This window comes from Streptomyces sp. TLI_053 (genome assembly GCF_900105395.1).
Classification (GTDB): Bacteria; Actinomycetota; Actinomycetes; order Streptomycetales; family Streptomycetaceae; genus Kitasatospora.
In genome coordinates this window covers 4,769,748-4,795,154 of record NZ_LT629775.1, presented here as the reverse complement: position 1 = coordinate 4,795,154, position 25,407 = coordinate 4,769,748, and the positions used below count along the sequence as shown (strand labels likewise).

The 25,407-nt window shown below is 75.6% G+C and carries 19 protein-coding genes; 11 read left to right on the top strand and 8 right to left on the bottom strand.

All coding sequences use genetic code 11. From position 1 onward, the window contains the following. The first annotated feature begins 308 nt into the window (after positions 1-308). Entirely contained in the window at positions 309-2,486 is a 2,178-nt protein-coding gene (locus tag BLU95_RS19295; RefSeq protein ID WP_353653574.1) for a tetratricopeptide repeat protein, read from the top strand. Here the strand turns inward: BLU95_RS19295 and BLU95_RS19290 are convergent. The 4 genes from BLU95_RS19290 to BLU95_RS19275 all read right to left on the bottom strand — a co-directional run bounded on the left by BLU95_RS19290 (position 2,401) and on the right by BLU95_RS19275 (position 7,438). Continuing rightward, on the bottom strand, positions 2,401-4,101 hold the full coding sequence (locus tag BLU95_RS19290; RefSeq protein WP_197698773.1) for a hypothetical protein: 1,701 nt from the start codon (positions 4,099-4,101) through the stop codon (positions 2,401-2,403). The two genes, BLU95_RS19295 and BLU95_RS19290, sit on opposite strands and share 86 nt — an antisense overlap. A gap of 263 nt (positions 4,102-4,364) precedes the next feature. Then, complete coding sequence (locus BLU95_RS19285) at positions 4,365-5,015, bottom strand: TetR/AcrR family transcriptional regulator (protein WP_231978651.1); 651 nt, start codon at positions 5,013-5,015, stop codon at positions 4,365-4,367. Between the two features lie 504 nt (positions 5,016-5,519). Next, positions 5,520-6,164: a response regulator gene (locus BLU95_RS19280; protein ID WP_093861128.1), complete on the bottom strand. Its 645-nt coding sequence runs from the start codon at positions 6,162-6,164 to the stop codon at positions 5,520-5,522. Further along, a complete protein-coding gene (locus BLU95_RS19275) occupies positions 6,161-7,438 on the bottom strand; it encodes a sensor histidine kinase (RefSeq protein WP_231978650.1) in 1,278 nt (425 codons plus the stop codon). The genes BLU95_RS19280 and BLU95_RS19275 overlap by 4 nt, the downstream gene beginning before the upstream one ends. Before the next feature lie 296 nt (positions 7,439-7,734). Here BLU95_RS19275 and BLU95_RS19270 point away from each other — a divergent pair, with 296 nt between their 5' ends. From BLU95_RS19270 to BLU95_RS19250, 5 genes are all read left to right on the top strand, one after another. Continuing rightward, the gene (locus BLU95_RS19270) at positions 7,735-8,298 is read left to right on the top strand and encodes a GlcG/HbpS family heme-binding protein (RefSeq protein ID WP_093861127.1); all 564 of its coding nucleotides are present in this window, start codon (positions 7,735-7,737) and stop codon (positions 8,296-8,298) included. 262 nt (positions 8,299-8,560) lie between these two features. Then, positions 8,561-8,974, top strand: a complete 414-nt coding sequence (locus BLU95_RS19265) for a YunG family protein (protein ID WP_093861126.1) — start codon at positions 8,561-8,563, stop codon at positions 8,972-8,974. Between the two features lie 53 nt (positions 8,975-9,027). Then, positions 9,028-10,032 carry an NAD(P)-dependent oxidoreductase gene (locus tag BLU95_RS19260; protein WP_286158639.1) on the top strand — a complete coding sequence of 335 codons (1,005 nt, stop codon included), beginning with the start codon at positions 9,028-9,030 and terminating at the stop codon, positions 10,030-10,032. 260 nt (positions 10,033-10,292) lie between these two features. Continuing rightward, positions 10,293-11,531 carry an LPXTG cell wall anchor domain-containing protein gene (locus BLU95_RS42365; RefSeq protein WP_093861124.1) on the top strand — a complete coding sequence of 413 codons (1,239 nt, stop codon included), beginning with the start codon at positions 10,293-10,295 and terminating at the stop codon, positions 11,529-11,531. 271 nt (positions 11,532-11,802) lie between these two features. Continuing rightward, a complete protein-coding gene (locus BLU95_RS19250; RefSeq protein WP_231978796.1) occupies positions 11,803-13,032 on the top strand; it encodes a hypothetical protein in 1,230 nt (409 codons plus the stop codon). A 121-nt stretch (positions 13,033-13,153) separates the two neighbouring features. Here the strand turns inward: BLU95_RS19250 and BLU95_RS19245 are convergent, their stop codons facing one another. After that, the gene (locus BLU95_RS19245; RefSeq protein ID WP_231978649.1) at positions 13,154-14,023 is read right to left on the bottom strand and encodes an aquaporin; all 870 of its coding nucleotides are present in this window, start codon (positions 14,021-14,023) and stop codon (positions 13,154-13,156) included. A gap of 262 nt (positions 14,024-14,285) precedes the next feature. Between BLU95_RS19245 and BLU95_RS19240 the strand changes: the two genes are divergently transcribed. Continuing rightward, positions 14,286-15,083 (top strand): MerR family transcriptional regulator, encoded by a 798-nt coding sequence (locus BLU95_RS19240; RefSeq protein ID WP_093861123.1) that lies wholly within the window; start codon positions 14,286-14,288, stop codon positions 15,081-15,083. Between the two features lie 34 nt (positions 15,084-15,117). Here BLU95_RS19240 and BLU95_RS19235 read toward each other — a convergent pair whose 3' ends face one another. Further along, on the bottom strand, positions 15,118-16,095 hold the full coding sequence (locus BLU95_RS19235) for a helix-turn-helix domain-containing protein (RefSeq protein ID WP_502689867.1): 978 nt from the start codon (positions 16,093-16,095) through the stop codon (positions 15,118-15,120). Positions 16,096-16,432: 337 nt separating this feature from the next. Here BLU95_RS19235 and BLU95_RS19225 point away from each other — a divergent pair, with 337 nt between their 5' ends. The 3 genes from BLU95_RS19225 to BLU95_RS19215 all read left to right on the top strand — a co-directional run bounded on the left by BLU95_RS19225 (position 16,433) and on the right by BLU95_RS19215 (position 20,431). Next, the gene (locus BLU95_RS19225; RefSeq protein WP_159424946.1) at positions 16,433-17,821 is read left to right on the top strand and encodes a hypothetical protein; all 1,389 of its coding nucleotides are present in this window, start codon (positions 16,433-16,435) and stop codon (positions 17,819-17,821) included. Between the two features lie 232 nt (positions 17,822-18,053). Beyond that, positions 18,054-18,749, top strand: a complete 696-nt coding sequence (locus BLU95_RS19220) for an RNA polymerase sigma factor (RefSeq protein WP_231978648.1) — start codon at positions 18,054-18,056, stop codon at positions 18,747-18,749. Next, positions 18,746-20,431, top strand: coding sequence for a hypothetical protein (locus tag BLU95_RS19215; RefSeq protein ID WP_093861118.1), 1,686 nt, complete (start codon positions 18,746-18,748; stop codon positions 20,429-20,431). The genes BLU95_RS19220 and BLU95_RS19215 overlap by 4 nt, the downstream gene beginning before the upstream one ends. 155 nt (positions 20,432-20,586) lie before the next feature. Here the strand turns inward: BLU95_RS19215 and BLU95_RS19210 are convergent, their stop codons facing one another. Both BLU95_RS19210 and BLU95_RS19205 read right to left on the bottom strand, forming a co-directional pair. Continuing rightward, positions 20,587-22,092: an aminopeptidase P family protein gene (locus tag BLU95_RS19210; RefSeq protein WP_231978647.1), complete on the bottom strand. Its 1,506-nt coding sequence runs from the start codon at positions 22,090-22,092 to the stop codon at positions 20,587-20,589. Positions 22,093-22,351: 259 nt separating this feature from the next. Then, entirely contained in the window at positions 22,352-23,950 is a 1,599-nt protein-coding gene (locus BLU95_RS19205; protein ID WP_093861116.1) for a PP2C family protein-serine/threonine phosphatase, read from the bottom strand. Between the two features lie 711 nt (positions 23,951-24,661). Between BLU95_RS19205 and BLU95_RS19200 the strand changes: the two genes are divergently transcribed. Then, entirely contained in the window at positions 24,662-25,318 is a 657-nt protein-coding gene (locus BLU95_RS19200) for a bifunctional DNA primase/polymerase (RefSeq protein WP_093861115.1), read from the top strand. Positions 25,319-25,407: the final 89 nt, after the last annotated feature.

Here is a 25,407-nt window from a genome sequence, read left to right as displayed (position 1 = left end):
TGTTCCCGGTGTCCGGCGCAGACCCTCCGCAGGGCCGTCGCGAATGGCCTGCCCGGTGCGGGCGGGGCCGGTGGACGACGCGGTCGTGCCGGTTCTCCGCAGCGCTGCCGGAACGGTCGACGGATACTGCGGAACCGGGGAGTTGAGGTGGTTCCGCAGCGGTGCCGCGGGGGCCGCGGAGGAGGTCCGGACCGGCTTCGCGGGGGTGCGGGCGAAGGTCCTCCGGCGGTCCGGCCCGGCAGGCTACGGTGGGGCCGGATGCAACAGGTCGGGGCATTGGAGAACCTCTGCCTCACGGAGGACCGGGGGTGGGCGCGGTGGATCCGCTGTCGTTGTCGATGGTGACGGCTTTCCTGGGTGCGGCCGGTGCGGGGATGGCCAACGAGGCGGGGAAGCGGGCCTGGGAGACGATGGGCGGGCTGGTGGCCCGGGTGGTGGGGCGCGAGGTGCCGGCGCCGGTGGGGGCGGCCGAGCGGGAGTCGGTGGCGGGGCTGCTCGTGGCGGAGGCGTCGCGCAGCCCCGAACAGGCGAGGGCGCTGGCCGCCGCGATGAGCGGGAGGGGTACCGGTGGGGCGGCGGTGCACGGGGTGCCGCGGCTGCTGCCGGCCTCCGCGCGCTTCTTCACCGACCGGAAGGGCCCGTTGGCGCTGCTGGACCGGGAGGCGGACCGCAAGCCCGACGGCCTGCCGAAGGTGGCCGTCCTGCACGGTCCGGCGGGGATCGGTACCAGTGCGCTCGCCTTCCACTGGGGCGGACGCGAGGCCGGCCGGTTCCCGGACGGGACCCTGTACACGGACCTCCGGGGCGGTTCGGCGAGCACCGCTCCGACGGCCGCCACCGTCCTGCGGCACTTCCTGCTGCGCCTCGGTGTGCCGGCGGAGTACGTTCCGCCCGCCGTGGAGGACCGGGTGGACCTCTTCCGCTCCCTGTTGTCCGGACGGCGGCTGCTGGTCGTGCTCGACCACGCGCAGTCGGCGGCCCAGGTCGATCCGCTGATCACGGCGGCGCCCGGCGTGTTCACCCTGGTCGTCGCCCGCCGGCCGCTCACCGGGCTGGACGCGGTGGCCGTTCCCGTCGGCCCGCTGTCCGACCGGGACGCCAGGCGGCTGCTGGCCGAGCTGGCGGGACGGTCCGCCGTGGCGACGGCCCGCGCCGCGCTTCCCTCGGTGCTGGAGCGCTGCGCCGGTTCGCCGTTCGCGCTGCGGGCGATGGCTCCGTACCTGGCGACGGGGCCGCTCGGCGGCGACGGCGCGGCGGATTCCCCGAACCCCCTGCCCCCGGTGCGGGCCGTCGCCGAGGAGGCCTACCGGCGGCTCGGGCCGGAGGCGGCGCGGATCTACCGGCTCGGTTCGCTGCGGCCGTGGTCCTCGTTGGACGCGGCCGTGGTGGCGGCGACGGCCGAGGTCGCGGAGGACGCCGCGGGGCGGGTGCTGGCCGAGCTGGCGGAGCTCCGGTTGCTGGAGAGCACCGGGGACGGCCGCTACCGCTACCGGCCGGCGGTGCGTGCGCACGCGGAGGAGGCGGCGGCCCGCGAGGAGGGCCTGGCGGGGTGCGCCGCGGCCGTGGCCCGCGCCGCGGACTGGTACCTGCGGTTCGCCGTCCGCGCCGACTACGCGGCGTTGAAGGAGCGTTGGCACCTCGGCCCGTTGTACGCCGAGCTGGGTCCGGGGCCGTACCAGGACGAGGGCGCGGCGGTCGCCGCGCTGGTCGCCGAGGCGGGCAACCTGGTCGAAGCCGTGCTCGCCGCCGAGGAGTTCGGCCGCTTCGACACCGTCTGCCAGACCGTCGAGGCGCTCTGGGCCGTGCAGTTGAAGGCCGGCTGCCACGATGTGCTGCTGCCCGCGCTGAGGGCCGGCGCCCGGACGGCCGGCCGGCACTGCCCGGGAACCCGGACGGCCGGCCGGATGCACATCCAACTCGCTTTCGCCCTGATGGAGTTGCGTCAGGACGAGGAGGCGGAGGGCGAACTTCTGGCGGCCGCGGCGGACGAGGAGCGGGCCGGGCACGGGCGCGGCCGGGCGACGGCGGTCGAGTCGCTGGGGCTGCTGCGGCTGCGGCAGTGGCGCTTCGGATCGGCCCTGGAGTGCTTCGAGGAGGCGGACGGGCTGCTGGACCGGATCGGCCCGGTCGACGACGGGGCCGCCGATGTGCCGCGGGCCCGGGCGCTGCTGCACCGGCACCGGGGGCGGGCGCTGAGGGGCCTCGGCCGCTTCGACGAGGCGGAGCAACAGCTCTCCGTCGCAAGGGAGTTCTTCCGCGAGAGCGGTGAACGCTACAACACCGCCCGGGTGCTGACGGATCTCGCCGAACTCCACCTCGACGCGGCCGACCGGGCCGGGGCGCTGCCGCTGGTCGACGAGGCCGTCGCGCTGCTCGGGCGGGAGAACGCGACCGTGCACCTCACCTATCTGGCCGGGTTGCGCGCCCGGTGCCTGCCCGATCGATCCTCCGGTCACTCTCCCGGTCACTCTTCCGATCGACCGTGACGCGGACCCGCGTCGTACGGGTGCCGGTCCTGACGGTCAGGGTGGTGGGCGCCGCCACGACCGCGGGGCCGGTGTGCAGCCGTGCGAGCAGCGCCGAGGCGTGTGCGGCCGGGTCGCCGTCACCGTCGGCGGTCAGCCTGAGCCGGAGTCCGCCGCGGTGCAGCACCACGCACTCGCGAGGGCCGGTGACGTAGACGGCGAGCGAGGCGGACCGGTACCGGCCGAGCACCTCGGCCGCCCACGCGTGGGGCGGGCCGAACCGGGGGTCGTCGGGCTCGCCGTACCGGAGGATGACGTCGGCCGATTCCAGCACACCGGGGTCGAGGGTGTCCTCGTGCACGGCGAGGTGTCCCTCGCCCTCGGCGCCGTCGGGTTCGTAGCGGGGCTCGGCGAAGCGCAGGACGGCGATGCTGCCGTCCGCGGCGGTGCGGGTGATGACGCGCAGGGGCGCGGTGCGCAGCGGCGGCTCGTACGGCGGCAGCGGCAGCGGGTCGAGCACGGCCGGTCCGGCCGGTTCGGTGATGCCGATCATCCGGTAGAAGAGGCCGCGCAGCAGGGCCGCGGCCTGTCCCGGGGCCGAACTGGTCAGCCGGTCCGGCCCGTCGAGGGGGCGGTGTTCGGTCAGCAGCTCGTCCAGCTGGGGCGGGAGCGCGCTGTACGGATCGAGTCGGGGTGCGGACCGGACGAACGCCGCGACGGGCGATTCCGTCCCGAGGGCGTCGGGGTCGGCGGCGCCCAGGAGCACGGGGGTGCCGCAGGCGGCGGCGTAGTAGCTGACCGAACCGAAGTCGCCCAGGACCACGTCCGCGGCGATCAGGGCCTGGCGCCAGCCTTCGAGCGGGTCGACGAGGGCGAGCCCGGCCCGACGGGCCCGGTCCAGCCAGAGGCGGATCTGGCCGGGGCCGTGGCCGTGCCAGATGTTCGGGTGGAGGACGGCCGCCACCCGGTACTCGTCGGCGGGGAGTTCGGACGTCAGCCGGGGGAGCAGCAGCGGGAGGACGTCCTCGGGGCCGGAGTCACCGAAGAGCGAGGTCGGGTTCCAGGTGGAGTTCAGCAGGACGAGGCGCTGGCCGGGATGTACTCCCAGGGCACGCCGGTACCGGTCCCGGTGGTGCCGGGCGGCGAGGATGCGGTCGAAGCAGGGGTCGCCGGCCAGTACGGCGGTCGGCAGGGCCTCGGGGCAGGACTCGGCGAGGCGGGCGATCTGCTCCGGGTGGGAGAAGACCATGGCGTCCGCGACCGGGGTGCCTCCGGCGGTGAGGATCCACTCCGGTCCGAGCCCGAACACGGTGTCCGGTGTCCGGTGTCCGGTGTCCGGTGCGGTGAGCGTCTTATTGTATCCGGCGCCGTGCGAGAGGATCGCCAACGCGCCTTTCAGAAGGTCGAGTTGACCTCCGAAGCTTGCCGACACCGCCAGGTCCACGGGAGTCGAGAGGGCCTGCTCCCAGGGCAGCACCGGGACGCCCGTCGAGGCGAGCAGCTCCGCCACGCCCGACTGGAACGGTGACGAGCCGGTGCAGGTCGCCAGTACCTGGAGCCGCAGGTCGTCGCGGAACAGCGGCAGCACATCGATCAGTCGCGTCGCGGCCGTCACGTTGTGGACGACCAGCAGCACCCGTCGGCATCGGCCGCGAGTGGCCCACCGGGCCGCCTCGGGTCCCACCGGCACGCGAACCCAGTGCTTCGGGTCCTCGCCCACGCTGCCTCCCAGCCCTTCCGGTTCGAGACCTCTGCGGCCGCCGTCGCCGATCTTGGAATCGGAACCGCCAACGTATCGCGCCGAGGCCCGACTGCCCGGCGGTCCCGCCGCGCGAGCCGACCGGGGGAGTGTCGGGGCGGCGGGTCGGGGCGGCGGGCCGGGGCGGCGCAAGGATGGCGTCAGGGGCGCGGATAGAGGCGGAGGAAGGCCTGGACTCCGGTGGTGACGGTGCTGTGGAGGGCGGTGTCGGAGATGGGGACGGCGCCGTAGAAGGACTGGTCGGCCGCTCCGCTGAAGGTGAGCAGGGTGAAGTGGGTGGCGGCGAGGTCGGGGTCGTCGAGGGTGAGCAGGTCCTGGGAGGCGAGGCGGACGAGGTGGTCGGCGAGGTCGCGCTGGGAGGCGAGCGGGCCGGCGGCGAGCCAGGCGGCGAGGACGTCGGGCGGGATGTTGCCGGCCTCGGCGCGGATGGTGCGGCCGAGGGCGTAGTGCTCGCCGGCGGCGAGCACGGCCTTGGCGCGGTCGACGGCGAAGGCGGTGAGGTCGGCCTCCAGGTCGACGATCTTGTGCAGATGCCGGTCGGCCAGGCCGGCGATGATCTCGGTGAGTTCGCCGGCGGTCTCCAGGGCGACGGAGAGGAAGAGCTTCTCCTTGTCGCCGAAGTGGTTGTAGATGGTGCGCTTGGACACGCCGGCCTCGGAGGCGATGGCGTCGACGCTGGCCCGGGTGTAGCCCTCGCGGCCGAACACCGTGCTCGCCGCGCGGGCGATGGCCCGGCGCTTCTCGGGCATGCGGCGTGAGCCGGTGGTCGCTGCCGGGTTCGCTGTGCTCATCGGGCGGGTTCCCCTCCTCGGCGTATTGCACTACCCGGTGCAGTTTACCTGGAGGGGCGTGAAGTGCGGACGGTAGTGAGGGCGGGAAAACGGGGCCGGAAAGCAGGGAGGCGCGGAGCGGGTCCCCCCGGACCCGCTCCGCGCCGCGTCGACGCGCGACGTCTACGCCGCTCCCCCCGACCACCCCGGACTCCACCGTCCCCCCTGGCACCGCTCTCCGGCGAGAGCGTTCCGCACAGGCCCGGCGGGCCCCCTTGACCGTGGGGCGTCGTTGATCGTTACGGTAACAAACCGCATGGTTGGTTTGTCAATACCCCTAATCCATGAAACATCCACAATCGGGGATTGCCGTCCGGTTGGCAAGAGGCGGCGAGGGGCGTTGGGGCGCCGGTGGAAGCTGCTGGTGGGATCGTTCGTTCGGGTGCCGGGGGATTCCGGACCGGGATCTCGGGCCGGTGGCTCGGAATCCGATATTCCGAACGGAATGTCGGTATTCGAACGCCGTCAGCGCAGCAGACGGCGTTCCTTGGCGACTGCCACCGCGCCCGATCGGGTGTCGACGCCTAGCTTGTCGTAGATCCGGCCCAGGTGGGTCTTCACCGTCGCCTCGCTGATGAACAGCGCCCGGGCGATCTCCCGGTTGCCGAGCCCCTGGGCGAGCTGGGCGAGGATCTCCGTCTCGCGCTCGGTGAGCTGCGGCGCCGGGGCTCGCATCTGCGCCATCACCCGGGAGGCGACCGGCGGTGAGAGCACCGTGCGGCCCAGGGCGGCGGAGTGCACCGCGGCGAAGAGTTCCTCCGGCCGTTCGGCCTTCAGCAGGTAGCCGGTCGCGCCCGCGCCGATCGCCCGGGTGATGTCGGCGTCGGTGTCGTACGTGGTCAGCACCAGGACGTGCGGCGCCTCCGGCGCGGCGGTGATCCGCCGGGTGGCCTCCACCCCGTCGATGCCGTCGCCGAGCTGGAGGTCCATCAGCACCACCTGCGGGGCCAGCCGGGCCGCCAGGTCGACCGCCTCCTCGCCGCTGCTCGCCTCGCCGACCACCTCGATGTCGCCGGCGCTGGCCAGCAGGGCGAGCAGGCCGGCCCGGACCACCGCGTGGTCGTCGCAGACCAGCAGCCGGACCGGGGACGGGGCGGGGGCGGGGTTCATCGGACGGCTCCTGGGCCCTGGCGACGGTCCGGGGCGGTGGGGGTGGACGGGGTGGAGGAAGTGGTGGGGGTGTCGGGGGCGTCGGGGGTGAGCGGGACCGCGGCGGAGACGACGGTGCCCTCCCCGGGCGCGCTCTCCACGGTCAGGGTCCCACCGAGCTGGCGCAGCCGAGCCCGCATGGCGGGCAGGCCGTGGCCCCGGCTCCCGGTGGGGGCGGTGTCGTCGGGGGAGAAGCCGCGGCCGTCGTCGGCGATGTCCAGGACGGCCTGGTCGCCGAGGAAGGAGAGGGTGAGACCGGCGGCGGTGGCCCCGGCGTGCTCCCGGACGTTGGCGAGCGCGCCCTGGGCAATGCGCAGCAGGGCGGACTGCGCGGCCGCCGGGAGCGGCACGGGTACGCCGTCCAGGTGGAAGCGGACCGGCAGCCCGCTCTCGGCCGACTCCCGTTCGGCGAGCGAGCGCAGCGCCCGGTCGAGGGTGCCGCCGTCGGCGAGCTCGGCCGGCGCGAGGTCGTGGACGAAGCGGCGGGCCTCGGCGAGGTTCCGGGCGGCCACCGCGGCGGCGGTGCGGACGTGGCCCCGGGCGGTCGCCGGGTCGCCGTCCCAGGTGCGGTCGGCGGCCTGGAGCAGCATCTGCTGGCTGGAGAGCCCCTGGGCGAGGGTGTCGTGGATCTCCATGGCGAGCCGTTCGCGCTCGGCCAGCGTGCCCTCCCGCCGCTCGGTGGCGGCGAGTTCGCGCCGGGTGCGGACCAGGTCGGCGATCAGCGCCCGCTGCCGTTCGGCCTGCCGTTCCATGTAGAGGAAGACGCCGGTGGCCAGTGCGGCGACGGCGGGCGGCAGCAGGAGGAGGTTGGCGTCGGTCGCGCCCGGCAGCCGGACCTCACCGACCACCACCAGCAGGGTGAGCGCCGCCACCAGGGGGACGGCCGCGGGCGTGGGCAGCGTGCGCAGGGCCGTGTAGACGAGCGGCACGGCGCACCAGGAGAAGCTCGGCGCGAGCAGCACCAGGACCACCCAGAGCACGGTCACCACGGCCAGCGGCCAGGCGGGGCGGCGTTGCCCGGGGGCGGGCGGGCGGCGGTGGGCGAGCCAGGAGCCGACGGGCTGGACGACGGCCAGCGCGATGCTCAGGCCGAGCACCCACGGGATCCGCGGACTGCCCGGGTGGTGGGTGAGGAAGCGGCTCAGCGAGGTGGCGAGCAGCAGCAGGAACGCGGAGTCGAGCAGGACGGCCAGCCGGCCGGCGTCCGGGTCGAGCGGAGGGCCGGGGTGGTGCACGGGGCCGCTCCTCGCTCGCTCGCTCGCTCGTTCGTTCGCTTCCGACGGCCGGTCGTCGTGGCCGTAGCCGTGCTCGTGGCCGGTCGTCGTGACCAACGCTGCCCCGGCCGGGGCGATCCCTCGGACGATCCCTCGATGGTGACCCGTCCGGCCCGGGGACGCATCAGCCGATCGGCTGACGGGTCCGTCGTCCATCATGCCCGCGGGGAGTGCCCGGACCGCCGATGCGGCGCGGGGGGCGGCCGCCGGAGGATCGATTCCGTTCCCAGCGACACCATCCGACGAGGAGCCGGACCATGAAGAAGATCTCCGTTCGTACCAAGGTGCTGACCGGTACCGTCGCCGCCGCCGCGCTGGCCGCCGCCACCCTCGGCGCCGTCTCGGCCAGTGCCGAGGCCACCGACACCCCGTCCGTCGCCGCCGCCGCGGTCAAGGCCGACACCCGGGACAAGAACCTCGCCCAGACCACCGGCCTGACCATCGCCGCCGCCACCAAGGCCGCCGAGGCCACCCTGGACGCGGCGGCCAAGGCCGGTCAGAAGGTCTCGGTGGCGGTCGTCGACCGTGACGGTGTCACCCGGGTGCTGCTCAAGGGCGACGGCGCCGGGCCGCAGTCGCCCGAGTCGGCCGTGCGGAAGGCCTTCACCGCGGTCTCCTGGAACGCGCCCACCTCCGAGCTGGCCAAGCGGCTCGCCCAGGCGCCGAACCTGAAGGACATCCCGGGCACCCTGTTCCTGGCGGGCGGTGCGCCGGTGCAGTCGAAGGGTGCGCCGGTCGCGGCCATCGGCGTCGCGGGCGCCCCGAGCGGCGACCTGGACGAGCAGTTCGCGCAGGCGGGCGTCGAGGCGCTCGGGAAGTGACACCCGGCCGGTGAAGGGCACGGGGACGGAGCACGCGCCGGAGCGGACCCCCGACCGCTCCGGCGCGCACCGGCCCGCGCCCGCGCCCGCACCCGGTCCCGGTCCCGGTCCCGAGCTCGCGGCCGTCGCCCCGGAACGGCCCTCCGGCCACCGCCCCGAGGGCTCCCCGTACGGGTGAAGGTCACCCGGGTCGTCGCAGAACACGGGCACTTTGGCCGAAAAGCCGCTGCCACTGTCGGTGCCGCGTGGCAGGCTTCCCGCTATGACGGCGTGGACCCTCAACGACATCGAACGTGCGATCCGCTCCTCCTGGGGTGTCGACACCTGCGCGCCCGAGGACCAGGCCCACTGGCGTCCCGACAATCCCGCCCACGGCCAGTGCGGGGCGACCGCCCTGGTGGTGCACGACCTGCTGGGCGGCGAGCTGATGATGGGCGAGGTGTACGTCGGCGGGGTCCGGACGGACCTGCACTGGTGGAACCGGTCCGCCGCCGGCGTCGAGGTCGACATGACCCGTTCCCGCTTCGGTCCGGACGAGGAGGTCGGCCCCGGTCGCCCGGTCGCCCGCCCGCAGCGTCCGGGCCGGCTCCAGGTCCAGTACCAGCTGCTGCGCCACCGGGTGGCCGCGCGGCTGGAGGCGGGGGCGGCGGACGGGCACCGCGCGGCGGCCGCCTGACCGCACCCGCCCCCACCGCCCGTGCACCCACCTCTCCGTGCGCCGACCTCTCCGTGCACCCGTCTCTCCGGGCGCCGGGATCGGGTCGGTCGGCGGCCCGGCGGGCTGACGTACAGTCGGTTGCTCGTGGTCGGACGACCGGTCCGTCCGCCGGGCGACAGCGGGAGCGTGCGATGAGCGGGACGACGGTCGGCTTCGTCGGACTGGGTGCGATGGGCCGGGGCATGGCGGGCAGTCTGCTGCGCGCCGGGTACACCGTCCGGGTGTGGAACCGCTCGCCCGAGCCGGTGGCCGCGATGGTCGCCCTGGGCGCCGAGGCGGCCGAGGGGCCGGCCGACGTCTTCGCGGCCGACACGGTCGTCTCGATGCTCGCCGACGACGACGCCGTCGAACGGCTGCTGCTCGACCCGGCCCTGCTGGCGGGGGCCGTGGCCACCCTGCACATCAACATGGCCACCGTCTCGGTCGACCTGGCCGAGCGGGCCGAGGCCCTGCACGCCGAGCACGGCATCGGGTACGTTGCCGCGCCGGTGCTCGGACGCCCGCCGGTGGCGGCCGCCGGGGAGCTCGACATCCTGGCCGCCGGGACTCCCGGTGCGCTGGCGGCGGCCGAACCGCTGCTCGCCGCGATGGGCCGGCGGGTCTGGCACTTCGGCGAGCGCCCGGCCCAGGCCAACACCGCCAAGATCAGCACCAACTTCCTGCTGGCCTGCGCGATCGAGTCGATGGCGGAGGCGTGCAGCCTGGCCGAGGCGAACGGGGTCCGGCCGACCGACCTGATCGAGATGCTCAGCGGCACGCTGTTCCCCGGGCCGGTCTACTCCGGGTACGGCGCGATGGTCGCCGAACGCCGTTACGAGCCCGCCGGGTTCAAGCTGCCGCTGGGGCTCAAGGACGTCGGCCTCGCGCTCACCGCCGGGGCCTCGGCGCGGGTGCCGCTGCCGTTCGGCAGCGTGCTGCGGGACGCGTTCCTGGACGCGCTCGCGCACGGGGACGGCGAGAAGGACTGGGCCGCCGTCGCGGCGGTCGCGCGACGGCGGGCCGGACTCCCCGCGTAGCGCCCCTGCCCCCACCGTGTACCAAGCAAGCGGCTCCCCCCGACGGCCGGGGGCAAAAAGCCCTTTCACGGGCAGAGTTGGGTCAATCGGACAGAAAACGGCCTGGTGACGTTTCAAACCGGCACCCACCTTCCGGCACAGCGGGGGCCTTCGGTAGTCTCCGTCGGACTTTCAGCCTTCGCGGGGGGATCGCGGCTCGGACAACCACCGGGTCCACCCGCGCTCCCGGGCCGCGCCCGGACACTCCCGTGAGGTTCTCCTTGTCCATCTCCATACCTCGCAGCCTGGCTCTGGCCGGCGCCGCCGCGCTCGCCGCCTCGATGGCCCTCACCGGCGCCCAGGGCGCCGTCGCCGCCGCCACCGGCGCGCCCTCGGCCGCCGCGCCGCAGGCCGACAAGGCCGCGCACCGCCAGCTCGACCTGTCGCTGGACGGGGTGCCGGGCACCTTCGTCGCCGGTGGCGAGTCCAAGCAGTTCAGCTTCACGATCGACAACAACACGAAGACGGACTTCGTCTTCTACCCGCTGCTCAAGTTCAAGAACGCCCAGGACACCCTGAAGGCGAAGGACCTGAAGGTCGAGTACCAGCTGCCCGAGGCGCTGGACAAGACCAAGGCCTGGCACCCGGCCGGAGCCGCGCCCGGCGCCGAGGCCGACGACGACGGCGTGCTGTTCCTGCTCGCCAAGCTCCAGGCCGACGGCAACCCGGACTTCGAGGACTCGCTGCTGGCCGTCACCAAGGGCAGCAGCCTGACGGTCGCCGTCCGCGTCACCGTGGCCAAGGACGCGCCGCGCGGCAACGCCGGCGTGGTTCCGGTGGTCTTCTCCGCCGAGGCCGAGGGCAACACGCCCACCGGCGAGGCCGAGTTCAGCTGCGACGGCATCCGCGGCAAGCGCTTCAAGATCGTGGCCGAGGGCCCGGGCAAGCCGAGCCCGACCGTCACGCCGTCGACGACGAAGCCGACCACCCCCAGCACGAGCCCGACGGTGAAGCCGACCGGCAGCCCGAGCACCAGCACGTCGCCGACCGCCTCGACGACCCCGAGCACGACGGCGACGCCGTCGACCACGCCGTCCACGACCGCGACCCCGTCGACGACGGCCACGCCGTCCACGACCGCGACCCCGTCGACCACGGCCACGCCGTCGACGACCGCCACCCCGTCGACCTCGGCCTCGCCCTCGGCCAGCGCCACCGTGACGCCGAGCGGGAGCACCTCCCCGAGCGCGCCCGCGACCGCCGCCCCGTCGAGCCCCGCGCCGACCCAGGACGACGCCGCCGGTCCGATCGACTTCCCGGTCAGCGTTCCGAAGGTCAAGCCGCTGCCGATCACCCCGGCGGCCGTCGCCAAGGCCAAGTCCAACGCGGACAAGGCGCTCGCCACCACGGGTGGCGGTGACGACAGCACCGGCATCGCGATCGCGGGCGGCGCCGTCCTCGCGGCCGGTGTCGGCACCCTGGTCGTGCTGCGCCGCCGCCGCACCGCGCAGCAGGGCTGAGTCCGGCCCGTCCGGGCCCACGCGCAGCAGGGCCGGTCCCGGCCCGTCCCGGCCCACCGCCGAGGCGCACCGCCCGAAGCGGAACCGCCCGTGCTCCCGAACCCGGGGGCACGGGCGGTTCCGTTCGGTCGCCTAGGATGACCGGCCGAGGGGGCGGCACGGCGGACGAGGTACTGGGGTGCGTGGAACGGGCGCGGGGCGCCGGGAGCGGTCAGGACGGCCGGGACGGGCCTGGACCGACTACGAGGCGGCCACCGGCCGGATCGGCAGCCTGCCGGTACGCAGACACCACGTCCTGCTGCTGGCCTGGACGGTGCTCTGGTTCCTGCTGGTCGAGCCGAGCGGCGGCTTCTCCTGGCACTACCTGCGCCAGGGCGAGGAACTGCTCTTCAGCGGCCGTTCGGACGGCGGTCTCGCCCTCTACGCCCACCACCCCGAGCTGCAGATCGGCCCGGTCAGTCTGGCCGTGGCGCGGCTCTTCGCGCCGTTCCCGGGGCACACCGGCGAGGTGCTGGCCGAGGCGGTGATGTCCGGCCTCGGGCTGGCGATGCTGGTCCTGGTGGGCCGCACGGCCGCGCAGTACCACCTGGGCACCGGCACCAACCACCGCCGGCTCCAGCAGCGGCTGCTGGTCGCCGGACTCGCGTTCATCCCGATGTGGGTCGAGGTGTCGGTCCGCTTCGCGCACCTGGACGACGTGCTGGCGCTGTTCTTCACCACCCTCGCCGCGCACGAGCTCAGCCGGGGCCGGGCCACCGCGGTGGCCGTGTACCTGGCGCTGGCCGTGGACTCCAAACCGTGGGCGCTGGCGTTCGCGCCGCTGATCCTCGCCCTGCCCAGGGCCAGGTGGGTGCGGACGGGGCTCTGGTTCGCCGGGCTGGTGGCGGTCGCCTGGCTGCCGTTCTACCTGGGTGACCTGGACACCGTCGCGGCCGCGAAGTTCACCATCCCCAATCAGACCGCCTCGGCGCTGCGTTGGTTCGGGGTGACCGATCCGACGACGCCCTGGTGGGACCGTCCGGCGCAGTTCGCCCTGGGCCTGGGCCTGGGCACCCTGGCGGTGTGGCGCGGCCGCTGGCCGGCCGTCGTCCTGCTCGGGGCGGACGCCCGGATCCTGCTGGACCCGAGCGTCTACACGTACTACACCGCGTCGATCATGCTCGGCACGCTGCTCTGGGACACGGTCGGACAGCGGCGGCTGGTGCCGTGGTGGAGCTGGATCGCGCTGGTCGCCCTGTACGGGGGCACGCTGTTCCTGCCGTCCGACCCGGCGCGCGGACTGGTGCGGCTCGCCTTCGTGGTGGTCTCGGCCGGGTGCGTGCTGCTCCTGCCCGCCCAGCGGCGGCGCGGCTCCGGCCGCCGTCCCCCCGGCCGGGGCGGCCCGGACGGCGGTCCCGGCGAAGGGCTCCCGCAGCAGCGGTCGGGCCGGCGGCGGAGCGGTCGCCGGCGGACCGCCGCGCCCCCGGTGCCCAGGCAGCCGGCGACGCTCCGGAGCCCCTGAAGCTCGTTCCGGAAGGTCCGGTGCGGGGCGTTCTCCGGCGCGCGGTGCGCGGGAACCACCGTCCTCGCCACGGGTCGGACCACGCACCGTCCTGCCCCCGCCCGGACTTCCGCACCGAGCTTCAGCGGGGCGGCTCCTCGCTGACGGCGGAGCGCGCACGCTGCCGGCCGTCGAACAGCAGCACCGCCAGGCCGGTCCCGGCCACCGCCCCCGCGCACTGGGCGAGCACGAAGCCGGGGACCGATCCGGGCGCGATCCCGGTCCAGCCGTCGGTGAGCGCCCGGCCCAGCGTCACGGCCGGATTGGCGAAGCCGCCCGAGGAGGTCGCCCAGCAGGCCGCGACCACCCAGAGGCCGACCAGTCCCGGGACCAGCCGCCCCCGCCCGGCGGCCGTCGCCCCGGTCACCACCAGCAGCAGGGCTCCGGTGGCCACCGCCTCGCCCAGCCACAGCGTGCCGCTCCCGCGCGGTACCTCCGACAGCCGGAACGCGGGGTGTCCGAACATCGCGTCGGCCAGTCCGGTGCCCGCCACCGCGCCGACGGTCTGCGCGGCGGCGTACCCGACCGCCTCGCGCAGCGGCAGCCCGACGGGGGTGCCCCGGCCGGTCCACCAGGCGCCCGCGGTGATCAGCGGGTTGAGGTGCCCGCCGGAGACCGGGCCGAACAGGGTGATCAGCACCGTCAGGGCCGCCGCCGAGGCGCCGACGTTCGCCAGGAAGCGCAGCCCGGCGTCCGGGGTCAGCGCGTCCGCCTGGTGTCCGGAGCCCACCACGACGACGGCCAGCAGGGCGGTGCCGACCAGCTCCGCCACCAGTCGGTGGCCCGGCGGCGGTGCGACGGTCGGCAGGTCGGCGACCGGCTCGGCCACGGTGGCCGGTCGTGCCCCGGCGGTCCGGCCGGTCGTGGCGGTCGGCCGGGAAGCCGGTGGCGGGGAGTCGGTCGGCGGCGTGGGCTTCGGCAGCGGCGTGCCGGGCGGTACGGGCGTGGTCACGCGCACATGCTGGTGGCCGCCCGGCCGCCCCGGCAATTGGCCGGACCCCACAAACCGGCGCCGGTCCGGCCCGGCCGGGTCGGAGACTTCTCCACCGGACCCCGACACCGGAACCCGACACGGGACTCCGACACCGGACCCCGACACTGGACCCGACGCGCGCGTCCGGCCCGCGAGACCCGGCCGCCACGTCCGGCCCCGCGCTTGACCCTCACGCAACGGGAGGAGGCAGGGTCGTGGTCAGCACGAAGGGAGTACCCCGATGAACAGCGGAGACGAGGACAGCCGCACCGGCCTCACGGTCGGCGCGGTGGCGCGGATCGCCAAGGTGACCGTCCGGACCCTGCACCACTACGACGAGATCGGCCTGCTGTCCCCCCGGGGCCGCACGCCGGCCGGCTACCGCCGGTACGACGAGGCCGACCTCGGCCGACTGCAGCGGATCCTGTTCTACCGCGAACTCGGGTTCCCCCTGGAGGAGATCGCGGCCGTCCTGGACGACGACTCGGTGAGCCCGAGCGAGCACCTGCGGCGCCAGCACCGGCTGCTGACCGACCGCATCGCCCACCTCCAGAAACTGGCCGCGGCCGTCGAACACGCCATGGAGGCAGAGAAGATGGGTATTCAGCTGACCCCGGAGGAGAAGTTCGAGCTCTTCGGCGAGCACTACCGCGAGGAGTGGGAGAGCGAGGCCGAGCAGCGCTGGGGCGACACCCCGGCCTGGGCGGAGTCCCAGCGCCGCACCGGCGGCTACGACAAGGGCGACTGGCAGCGGATCAAGGCCGAGGCGGACGCGCTCAACGCCCGCCTGGTCGAACTGTTCACCGCCGGCGAGCCCGCCGACGGCGACCCGGCGACGGACCTCGCCGAGGCGCACCGGCAGCACATCCGCGACAACTTCTACGACTGCACCTACGAGATCCACCGCGGTCTCGCTGGGATGTACCTCGCCGACCCGCGGTTCACCGCGGTCTACGAGCAGCTCGCGCCGGGCCTGGCCCAGTGGCTGCACGACGCCGTGCTCGCCAACGCGGCCCGCCGCGCGGGCGGGGAGGGCTGACACCGCACCGACCGGGGGTCACGCCCGGTCGGCGTCACGCCGCGCCGCGGCCGAAGGACCGGCGGTACGCCGTCGGGGAGGTGCGCATGACGCGCCCGAAGTGGTGCCGGAAGGTTGCGGCGCTCTCGAACCCCACCGCACCCGCGATCTCCTCGACGGTGCCGTCGGGCGCCTCCAGCAGCGGCAGGCTGGCCGCGACGCGCTGGCTGATCACCCAACGCATCGGGCTGGTGCCGTTGCGGGCGGTGAAGTGACGCAGGTAGGAGCGGTCGGACATCCGGGCGGCCCGGGCCAGCCCGGTGACCGTGAGCGGGTCGGCCAGGTGGTCCAGTGCCCACTGCATCGAGCGGGCGACGCCGTCGTCCTCCTCCTCGACCGGCCGGACGGCGGCCTCGATGAACTGGGCCTGGCCGCCGTCCCGGTGCGGCGGCACGACGAACCGGCGGGCCACGCTGTTGGCCACCTTCGCGCCGTGGTCGCGCCGGACCAGGTGCAGGCAGAGGTCGATCCCGGCCGCGCTGCCCGCGCTGGTCAGCACCGATCCGTTGTCCACGTAGAGCACGTCCGGGTTGACCCGGACGGCCGGGTGGCGCTGCCGCAGCAGTTCGGCGTACCGCCAGTGGGTGGTGGCCTCCTGACCGTCGAGCAGACCGGCGGCGGCCAGGGCGAAGGCCCCGGAGCAGATCGAGACGATCCGGGCGCCGCGCTCGTGCGCGGTGCGCAGCGCCTCGACCAGGGCGGGGGAGACCGTCCCGCCGAACGCGTTCGGTACGCCGGGGACCACCACGGTGTCGGCGGCGGCGAGGTCGTCGAGGCCGTGTTCGGCGGTGAGGGTGAATCCGCCGACCGAGCGGAGCGGGGTACCGGGGCGGTCGGCGCACACCCGCAGCCCGTACCAGGGGGTGGCCAGCAGCCCGCTCAGCTCGGGCCGGGCCAGGCCGAACACCTCGACCACGACACCGAGTTCGAACGGAGTCATGCCGTCGAAGGCGTAGACCGCGACCTCGTGCACCGGCTCCGGCCGCCGCCCGATGCTGACGGCCACCGGGCCGGGGACGGCACCGGTGGCCGTGTCGGTGGTGGCGGCGGTGTCGGTGGTCGCGGCGGTGACGGCAACGGTTGCCGGCCCGGTCGAGTGCTGCTCGGCCATGGGATCCCCTGGTGACGGGCGGTGGCGGAATGCCGGTGAGTGTAGCCGTTCCGGCCAGTTCGAAATTTCCTTCGAACCACCCACAACTCCTGGGGAGTATGGGCGTCTGAAAGGGTGAGGGCCGATTCGGCGCGGACACGACCGCACCGGTGCCGGGTCTCGCTCACCGGCCGAGTCCGACTACCACGGGGAACCCACCATGCGTCCGTCCACAGTCCGGCGTCTCGTCAGGACCGTTCCGCTGGCGGCCGTCGTGGCCGGCGCAGCCGGCTACGCGCTGCTTCCGGCCGAGGCGGGCGCGGACGCCCGGCCGGCCCGGTCCGCGGCTCCGGCACCCTCGGGCGTGGCACTCGTCGCACCGGTGGCCGACGCGCGGTCCGTCCCGGACGGGGCGTCGCCCACGGCCACCGCGGCGGGTACGCCCACCCCGGCCGGGACGCCGGGGACGGCGGGCACCGCGTCGGCCGTACCGACGGGGTCCGCCCCGGCCGTCCCGGCCGCTCCGCCCGCGGCCACCGCGAACGCTCCGGTGCCCGCGGCGGCGAAGCCGGCCGGGACCCCCGGGGGCGCGCCCGCCGGGACCGTCCGCCCCTCGGTCCCCGCCCCGGTCACCTCCCCGGGCGGTGGCCCGGCCCCGGTGACCGGCACCGTCCCGGACCGGCCGGGAGAGACGCCCGCCGCGATCGCCGAGCGGGTGGACGTCGCGATCCGCTCGCTCAGCGGCGACTGGGAGATCCGCGGCGGCGGCAGCTACTTCGAGTTCGAGGTGACCTGGACCAACGCCACCGACCGGCGCTTCGACGAGATCGTCCCGGTGGTCCGGGTGCTCCCGTTCGACTACCCGGCCGCCGTGGCGCGGCTCGGTGCGACGGCCAAGGGCGTGCTGGACCGCAAGGACCTCGACGAGTGGCGAGAGGTCAAGCCGGACCAGAAGGCCCCGGACAACGGACCCCAGCAGGGGGCGTTCGCGCTCGACCCGGGCGAGAGCCGAACCGTCCGCTACCGCCTGACCCTGGGGGCCGACAGCATGTCGGGCCGGCTGCCGATCCAGGCGGACGGTTTTGTCGGCCGCGGTGCCAAGGCGGTTTCGGTCGGCGGCACCCAGGCGCGGATGAACGTGACGACGGGGCAGCCGGTCCGGTTCTCGGCGACGACGGCGACCGACATGACCGTCGGCCGGATCCCCTCCGAGCTGCGGGTGGAGATGGCCAACCTGGACGCCACCGGCAACCACACCGTGTCCCCGGTGGTCAGGGTGACCGACCCGCTCGGCCGGAACACCACGCACGGCCTGGTGCCGGGCGACCTCTCCGCCGAGGTACTGGTGGACGGCGAGTGGCGCCGGCTGTCGGGCGCGCTCGACGCCGACGGTCAGGTCCGGGTGGACACCGCCGGGCTGACCCGGGTGCTGGGGCCGGGCGAGACGGCCGTCTTCCCGTTCCGTTTCAACCTGCCGAAGGGCTGGAGGGCCGGCAGCGGGCTGGAGTTCACGGTCGGCGGGACGGCCGACGGCGGCGCCCTGCCGACCCAGAAGGCCCGGCCGCGGATGACCTGGATGGCGGACGACACGCCGAACGCGACCTCCTAGCCAGGACCTGTCTCCCGGACCCTCGCCGGGCCGCGCACCGGCGGGATCCGGTGCGGTCGGGCGGGATCCGGCGGCACGCCCCCGGTCCGGCACGCCCCCGGTCCGGCACGACCCCGCTCCGGCACGACCTGCCCGGCCGGCCCGATCGCGCGATCGGGGCCCGGCCACCCAATGACGATGTCCTGACGCACCGGCCGGAGCCGGGTCGCGGTCGGGGGGAAAGCGAAGACGGATGTCCATGGCCATCGGGCGGGCCGCCCAAGCCGCCCAGGTCGACCAGGGGCGGGGGGTCGGCCTCCGCCGGCTGCTGGCGCTGCTGTTCGGCGCCCGGGAGCCGCAGGGCGCCGGCGAGGTCCTCGACGTCCCGGTCGCCGCGCAGACGGCCGGCCGGCGCCGGGCCGGGTTCAGGCTGCTGGCCGGTGGCGGCCGGACCCGCGAGGCCGGGCCGACGCTGACCGAGCTCTACCTCACGCACCGGCTGAGCCTGGTCCGGCTCGCGGTCCTGCTGGTCGACCATCAGGACCAGGCGGAGGACGTCGTGCAGGAAGCTTTCGCCAAGCTGTACCAACGGCACGGCGACGAGCTCGACGACCTCGACAACGCGTTGGCCTATCTGCGCACGGCCGTGGTCAACGGCGCGCGCTCGGTGCTCCGGCGGCGCCGCACGGCCCGCGAGTACGTGCCGCCGCACGAGGCGGACGCGCCCTCGGCGGAGGACCACGCCGTCCTCCACGACGAGCACCGGCGGGTGCTGGTGGCCATGCAGGAGCTGACCGCGCGCCAGCGCGAGGTGCTGGTGCTGCGCTACTGGTCCGACCTGTCGGAGTCGGAGATCGCGGAGATCCTCGCGGTGTCGCGCGGCACCGTGAAGTCCACCGCGAGCCGGGCCCTGGACGCCCTGGAACGGAAGCTGGGGGACGCCCGATGAGCGACGACCGGCGGCCCACGTCCGACCACGGGCCGGACGGCGACGCCTCCGGCCCGCGGCGCCCCGACCGGGAGCGCCCCGAGGGGGACGGCCCGAAGCGTCCCGAGGGGGACGGGCCGAAGCGTCCCGAGGGGGACGGGCCGAAGCGCCCCGGCCCGAAGCGCCCCGACCGGGACGACCCGAAGCGCCCCGACCGGGACGGCCCGCGCGGCACCCGGTCCGCGGCGGGCGGCGCCGGCACCGGCGTCACCGCCCCGGTCGGCGGGGAATCGCCGATGGAGCGGCTGCTCCGGGAGGCACTGGCAGCCCGCGCCGCCCGGATCACCGCCCAGGACCTGCGCCCGGCCGATCCGCCGAAGGGGCCCCGCAACCGCAGGCGGCCCGCCTACCTGGTGGGCCTGCCCCTGATGGGGCTCGCCGCGGCCATGATCGTCGGCGTGCTCACCGTCCCCACCGACATGCTCGCCGACAAGGGCGACGACGCGCCGGCGGCGACGATGAGCGACGGCCCGGTGCCCACCCGGGGCACCGACGGGGCCTCCCCGAGCGGCGTCCCCGCCCCGCCCGCCGACGACCCCGCCCACCCGCTCGGGGAAGCGGCCGGGGGGACGGCCCCTGGGCCGTCCGCCGCCGTCCCGGGTGCCGGGACCGCGCCGCCTCCGCCCGGCCAGGAGGGGGAGGACCCCGCACCGCCGGGGGCCGGAGCCGGGGCCTCCGCTCCGTCGCCCGGTGGTCCGGTGGCCGGAGCACAGTCCGCTCGCCCGTCCCCGGTGGCGCCCGCGCCCTCGGGCACGGTCCGCCAGGGCGGCGGCGTCGCGCTGAGCTTCGACGGCCTGACCGGGACGGAGGCGATCGTCGGCGCCGGCCCGACGACCTTCTCGGTGACCTGGCGCAACACCACCCAGCGGTTGTTCGAGGCGGTGGCCCCGGTGGTGTCGGTCCGGACGCTCACCGGAGCCGTCCGCTCCGGCCGGACGGTGCGCGGCCGGCTCCAGCGCGAGGAGGAGGACGGCGGCTGGACGGACGTCCCGCTGACCGTGGGTTCGGGCGCCTATCTGACCTCGGGCGACGCGGCCGCGTTCCCGCTCGCCGCGGGGGCCGCCCGGACGCTCCGCTACCGGCTGGACCCCTCGATCGACAGCGCGGAGGGGACGCTGCTGCTCGAGGCCGTGGCGGTGCTGCCGACCACGCCGGAGCGGTTCGAGGAGGGTTCGGCGCTGGCGCCCCTGCTGCTGACGAGCGCCCCGGCGGCCAGCCGGACGGCGCCCACGCTGACGCTCAGCTACCCGCCGGGCGACGGGGTGATCGCCGGGCGGCCCAGCGGGTTCGCGCTCAGCATCGGCAATCCGGGCGCGGCGCCGCTGGCCTCGGTGGTCCCGACCCTGGTGCTGACGGGCGCGGACGCGGCCAAGGCCGTCGTCGAGGCCAGGTTCGGCGCGGGCAACGGGGTCCGCCGGCTCCCGGTCGCACCGGACGGCAACGGGCAGCTGGTGGTCGACACCTCGCTGCTGGAGCGGCTGATCCGGCCGCACGACTCGAAGTACCTGGAGTTCCAGATCAGCGTCCCGGAGGGCTGGAAGCCCGACGCCGACTTCGCGGTGGTCGTCGGGGCCAGGGGCGACGGCCGGGAGGCGCCGCCGGTGGTGATCCAGCCGAAGTTCAGGGCGGCGGCCGACTCCTGACCACCCCGGTCCGCCGGTCGGCGGCCGCCGTGCCGGGACGGGGCCGCCGGCGGTCCGGCCCCCACTGCTCGGGGGCCGGACCACCGGCGACCGGGTCGCGCCGGACCACCGGCGACCGGGCCGCCCGGGGCGCATCCGCCCCGGGCCGTCGTCCGTCAGCCCCGGTCGAACGAGGCCATCCACGCCTCGACGTCCTCGGCCCGGCGCGGCAGGCCGGCCGAGAGGTTCTCGTTGCCGTCGGCGGTGACCAGGATGTCGTCCTCGATCCGGACGCCGATGCCGCGGTACTCCTCGGGGACGGTCAGGTCGTCCTGCTGGAAGTAGAGGCCGGGCTCCACGGTGAGGACCATGCCCGGCACCAGCAGCGCGTCGACGTGCTCCTCGGTGCGCGAGTGGGCGCAGTCGTGGACGTCCAGGCCGAGCATGTGGCCGGTGCCGTGCAGGGTCCAACGGCGCTGCAGGCCGAGCTCCAGGACCTTCTCGACGTCGTACACCGAGGCGTCCAGCAGGCCCCAGGCGAGCAGCCGCTCGGCGAGCACCCGCTGCGAGGCGTCGTGGAAGTCGCGGAAGCGGGCGCCGGGCTTCACGGCCGCGATACCGGCCTCCTGGGCGTCGTAGACCGCGTCGTAGATCTTCCGCTGCAGCTCGTCGAAGCGCCCGTTGATCGGCAGGGTGCGGGTGACGTCGGCGGTGTAGAGGGTCTCCGTCTCCACGCCGGCGTCCAGCAGCAGCAGCTCGCCGGGGCGGACCTCGCCGTCGTTGCGCACCCAGTGCAGGGTGGTGGCGTGCGCGCCGGCGGCGCAGATCGAGCCGTAGCCGACGTCGTTGCCCTCGACGCGGGCGCGGCGCCAGAAGGTGCCCTCGATCCAGCGCTCGGAGGTGGCGACGGCCTGGCCCAGCTCACGCACGCAGTCGGTGAAGCCGTTGACGGTGGCGGCGCAGGCCGCGCGCAGCTCGCCGATCTCCCACTCGTCCTTGACCAGCCGCAGGCCGCTCAGGAACTCCTTGAACCCGGCGTCCTGCTCGGCGTCCAGCACGTCGGCGAGCGCGGCCTCCAGGCCGGCGTCGTAGCCGCGCACGATCCGGGTCGGCACGCCGTCGGCGGCGCGGTCGGCCAGCTCGTCGGCGGCCTTGCGGACGTCGCGGACCGGCAGGCCGAGCAGCTGCTCCTGCTCGGTGAGGCTGTGCCGGCGGCCGACCCAGAGCTCGCCGTAGCCGTCGAGCCAGAACTCGCCGTTCTCGCGGTCGGAGCGGGGCAGCAGGTAGAGGACGAAGTCGTGGCCGGTGGCACCGGTGGGCTCGGCGACCAGTACGGCGTCCTCGGTGCGGTCACCGGTGAGGTGGACGTACTCGCTGGAAGCGCGGAAGCCGTAGTCGGTGTCGTTGGAACGGATCTTGAGGGTGCCGGCCGGGACGACCAGGCGCACGCCGGGGTGGGCGGCCGAGAGTGCGGCCCGGCGCTCGGCGGCGTAGCGGGCCTGCGGGACCGGGGTCAGGCCGTGCAGCTCGGTGTCGGCCCAGCCGGACTTCATCGACGCGGCGAGTTCGTCGGAGACCTCGGAGTAGAGGCCGTTCTTGCGGCCCTTGAACTGCTGCGGTTCCTCGTCGCCGCCGGCGGCCTCGGGGTTCTCGGCCACCGCCGGGGTGCGGTCCTCGGTCACGTACGTCGCCTCCTTGCGCGTGGTGCCGCCCGGGGCGCGTCGGATCACGACACAGGTGGGCGGCCGTGCGTCCATGGTACGGACGCCCGGCCGCTCACCCGTTCGGGCCTTCACCCGGTCGTGCCGGGCCGTGCTGTACCGGTACCCGGTCGTGCTGTACCGGTACCGGGCCGTGCCGGGCCCTGCTGTGCCGGTACCGCGTCGGCACGGGGCCGCTACCGGTGCCGGAGCGGCGCGGGGCGCGTCCGGCACCGGGCGGTCACTCGAAGCGGGCGGCGAGCAGCATCAGGTCGTCGGTGGCCGGGGCCCGGTCGGTGGAGCGCCGGGGGGCGGCCCCGCCGTCCGGGTCGGCGGAATCACGGCCCGCCGCGCGGCGGTCGGCCCGCTCCCGCCGGTCGGCGTCCCGTTCGGCCGCGGCCGCGAGCAGGTGGGCGCAGAGCCGTTCGGGGTCGGTCCGGACGTCCCGGGGGGCGTCGGCGGCGGCCCGGCGCAGATCGGTCTGTCCGGAGTGCAGGGTCTGGCCGAAGCGGCGGGCCAGTCCCTCGGTGTAGAGGATCAGGGTGTCCCCGCGCTCGACGGTGAACTCGACCCCGGGCGCCTCCCAGCAGGAGAGCATGCCGAGCGGCGCGGAGAGCGAGGTCTCGACGAACTCGGCGCCGTACCTGGTGACCAGTACCGGCGGGCAGTGCCCGGCCCCGGCCAGGGTGACCCGGCGCTCCTCCGGCTCCACCCAGGCGTAGACGGCGGTGGCGCTGCGGGTCGGCTCGGTGGTCTTGAGCAGCAGTTCGAGGTCGCCCAGGACGGACACCGGGTCCTCGCCCTCCAGCACCGCGTACGCGCGCAGCGCGGCCCGGACCCGGCCCATCGCGGCGGCCGCGCCGGGGGCGGAACCGGGGCCGGCCCCGGGGCCGTCGCCGGAGACCGAGCCGACGGTCAGCCCGACGGTGCCGTCCGGCAGCGGGATCGCGTCGTACCAGTCGCTGCCGCAGGAGCGGTCGAGTCCGGCCGGGACGAGCCGGGCGGCCAGCCGGAGCCCGCCGGGCTGCGGGAGGCGGTCGGGCAGCAGGCCCCGGCGCAGGGCCTCGGTGGTGCGCCGGACCTTCTCCGCGTCCAGTTGCTTGGCGAGCAGCGGCGCGGCGACCTCGGAGTAGCGGCGGGCCAGGTCGCGGCGGCGGTCGGTGGGGTCGGCGGGGGCGTCGTAGAACCACAGGGCGGCGGCCAGCGGGCCGTCCTCCTCGGTGGCGAGGGGCAGGCCGTAGCAGCCGCCGAGGCCGAGCTGCCCGGCGAGCTCGCGCAGCCGGGCGCCGATCGCCGGGTCCTCGGCGAGGTCGTGCGACCGCACCTCGGCGGGCCGGTCGTGCTCGCGCAGCAGCCGGGCCAGCAGGCTCTGGTCGGCCGGGACGGTCTCCAGCGCGCCCAGGCTGGCGCGGTCCAGGCCGAGCCCGAGCGGCTGGCTCGGGCCTCCGCCGGGCAGCACGGTGACCAGCAGGGCGCGGTCGGCGCCGAGCAGCGCGGTGCCGGAGGCGAGGACGGCGTCCAGGGTGGCGCCGAGGCCGCGGGCCCGGGCGAGCCGCTCGGTGTGCTCGTGCAGGCTGGCGAAATCGGACAGCCGTCCGGCCAAACGGTCCTGCACGCCGGCCGGTGCGGGGGCCGCGGTGCCGGGTGTGCCGGGGGCCGGGTCCGGGCCCGCGCCGTCCTCGGGGCGGCGGTCCGTGCCCTCGGGTCGTCCGGGGGACGGCTGGCCGCCCGACGCCGGGGCCGGGCCGTGGAAGCCCGGCGGATCGAGGACGGAGAGCCCGCTGGTGCAGCCGGGCTCGACCGGCTCGGAGGACGCCGACGGTGGGGGGGACTCGGTCATGCCGCCACTCCTGACGCGGTGGTACGTGTCACGCGGATCATGCGGAACCCCCCGGGGGACGGCCGTTTGGAGCGAGCACGGCCAAAGGGGCGCGTTTCGCCTCGATTCGCTACTACTCGTCATTGATCGACAGCAATGCCACCACTTCTACACAGGCCATTCGGGGCATGTCCAGAGTCGGGACAAGGCCGGTGGCGGGTTCCGGGCCTGGTGGGCCCGGTCGGGGGCGCGTTCTGCTCCGCGCGCGCCGGTCGCTCGCACCACGGTCCGGCGGGGTGCGAGGGCTCCGCCCGGCGGGCATGGAGCGGCCGGTGAACGGGCAGAACCGAGGGGACGGTTCCGGCGGCCGTCCGGATCGTATGCCTTTACCGCCGGCCGGCCGGGCCGGCCGGAAGCGACTCACTCGTACGGTGGAACCAACCGCGCCCGGGCGGCGTCCATCCGGTCGCATACGGGATTCTCGTTCCAAGGGCTGTTCTATTCCGCGGCCCTTTCACATCGTGCTCCACCGCGTGCTCCAGGCCCGCGCCGCAGTCCGCACCGCCGTCCGCACCGCCGCTCGCCCCGCCCGCCGTTCGGCCCCGGCCCGGCTCCCGGTCCGATCCCTCCGTCCGGTGCGCGGGCCGTCCGGCGTCCCCGGCCGGTGGCGGCGGCCGGCCCGGCGGCCGCGGGCCGGAGCCTTCGAGCGGTCACGGAAAGGAACGGGTGCCAATGCGTGACAACCCACTGCGCGACGACCCGAGGAGCCGGTCGGCGGCCCGGGCGGCCCGGCTGGCCGGGGCCCTGTCGGCAGCCACCGAACACCGCTGGCCCGTGGTTCCCGGAACCGTCCTGCTCGCCGGCGGAGCGTGCTCCTGCGGCGACGAGGACTGCCCGGTGCCCGGGGCCCACCCGCACGACCCGACCCTGCTCGCGGCCACCGCCGACGCCCGGATGGTGCGCTGGTGGTGGGAGCGGCGCTGCCCCGACGCGCCGGTGCTGGTCGCGACCGGCCGGACGGTCTCCGCGGTCAGCCTGCCGGCGGCGGCCGGGGCCCGCGCGCTCGCCTATCTGGCCGCACTCCGGCTGCGGCTCGGCCCGGTGCTGGCCATGCCCGACCGCTACGCGATGCTGGTCGCCCCCTACTCGCTCGACGCGCTCGGCGAGATGCTCGTCCAACTCCCTTGGGTGCCGGGGTCGTTGCGCTACCACGGGAGTGGCGGATTCCTGCCGCTGCCGCCCGGCGGCGGGGCCGGGGACCGGGTGCGCTGGGTGCTGCCGCCCCGTCAGGGCGCCGACGGCGGCGTCTGGCTGCCCCAGGTCGGTCCACTGCTGGGCGAGTTGGTGGACGCGGCGGTCCAGCTGGACAGCGGCCGCTCGGCCTACTGACGGCGCGGCCGGGCCGCTGCCCGCGCGGTACGACCGGGGCGCCCGGCGTATCGATCGGGCACGGCCGACCCGCGTTGGCGTGGGATGTT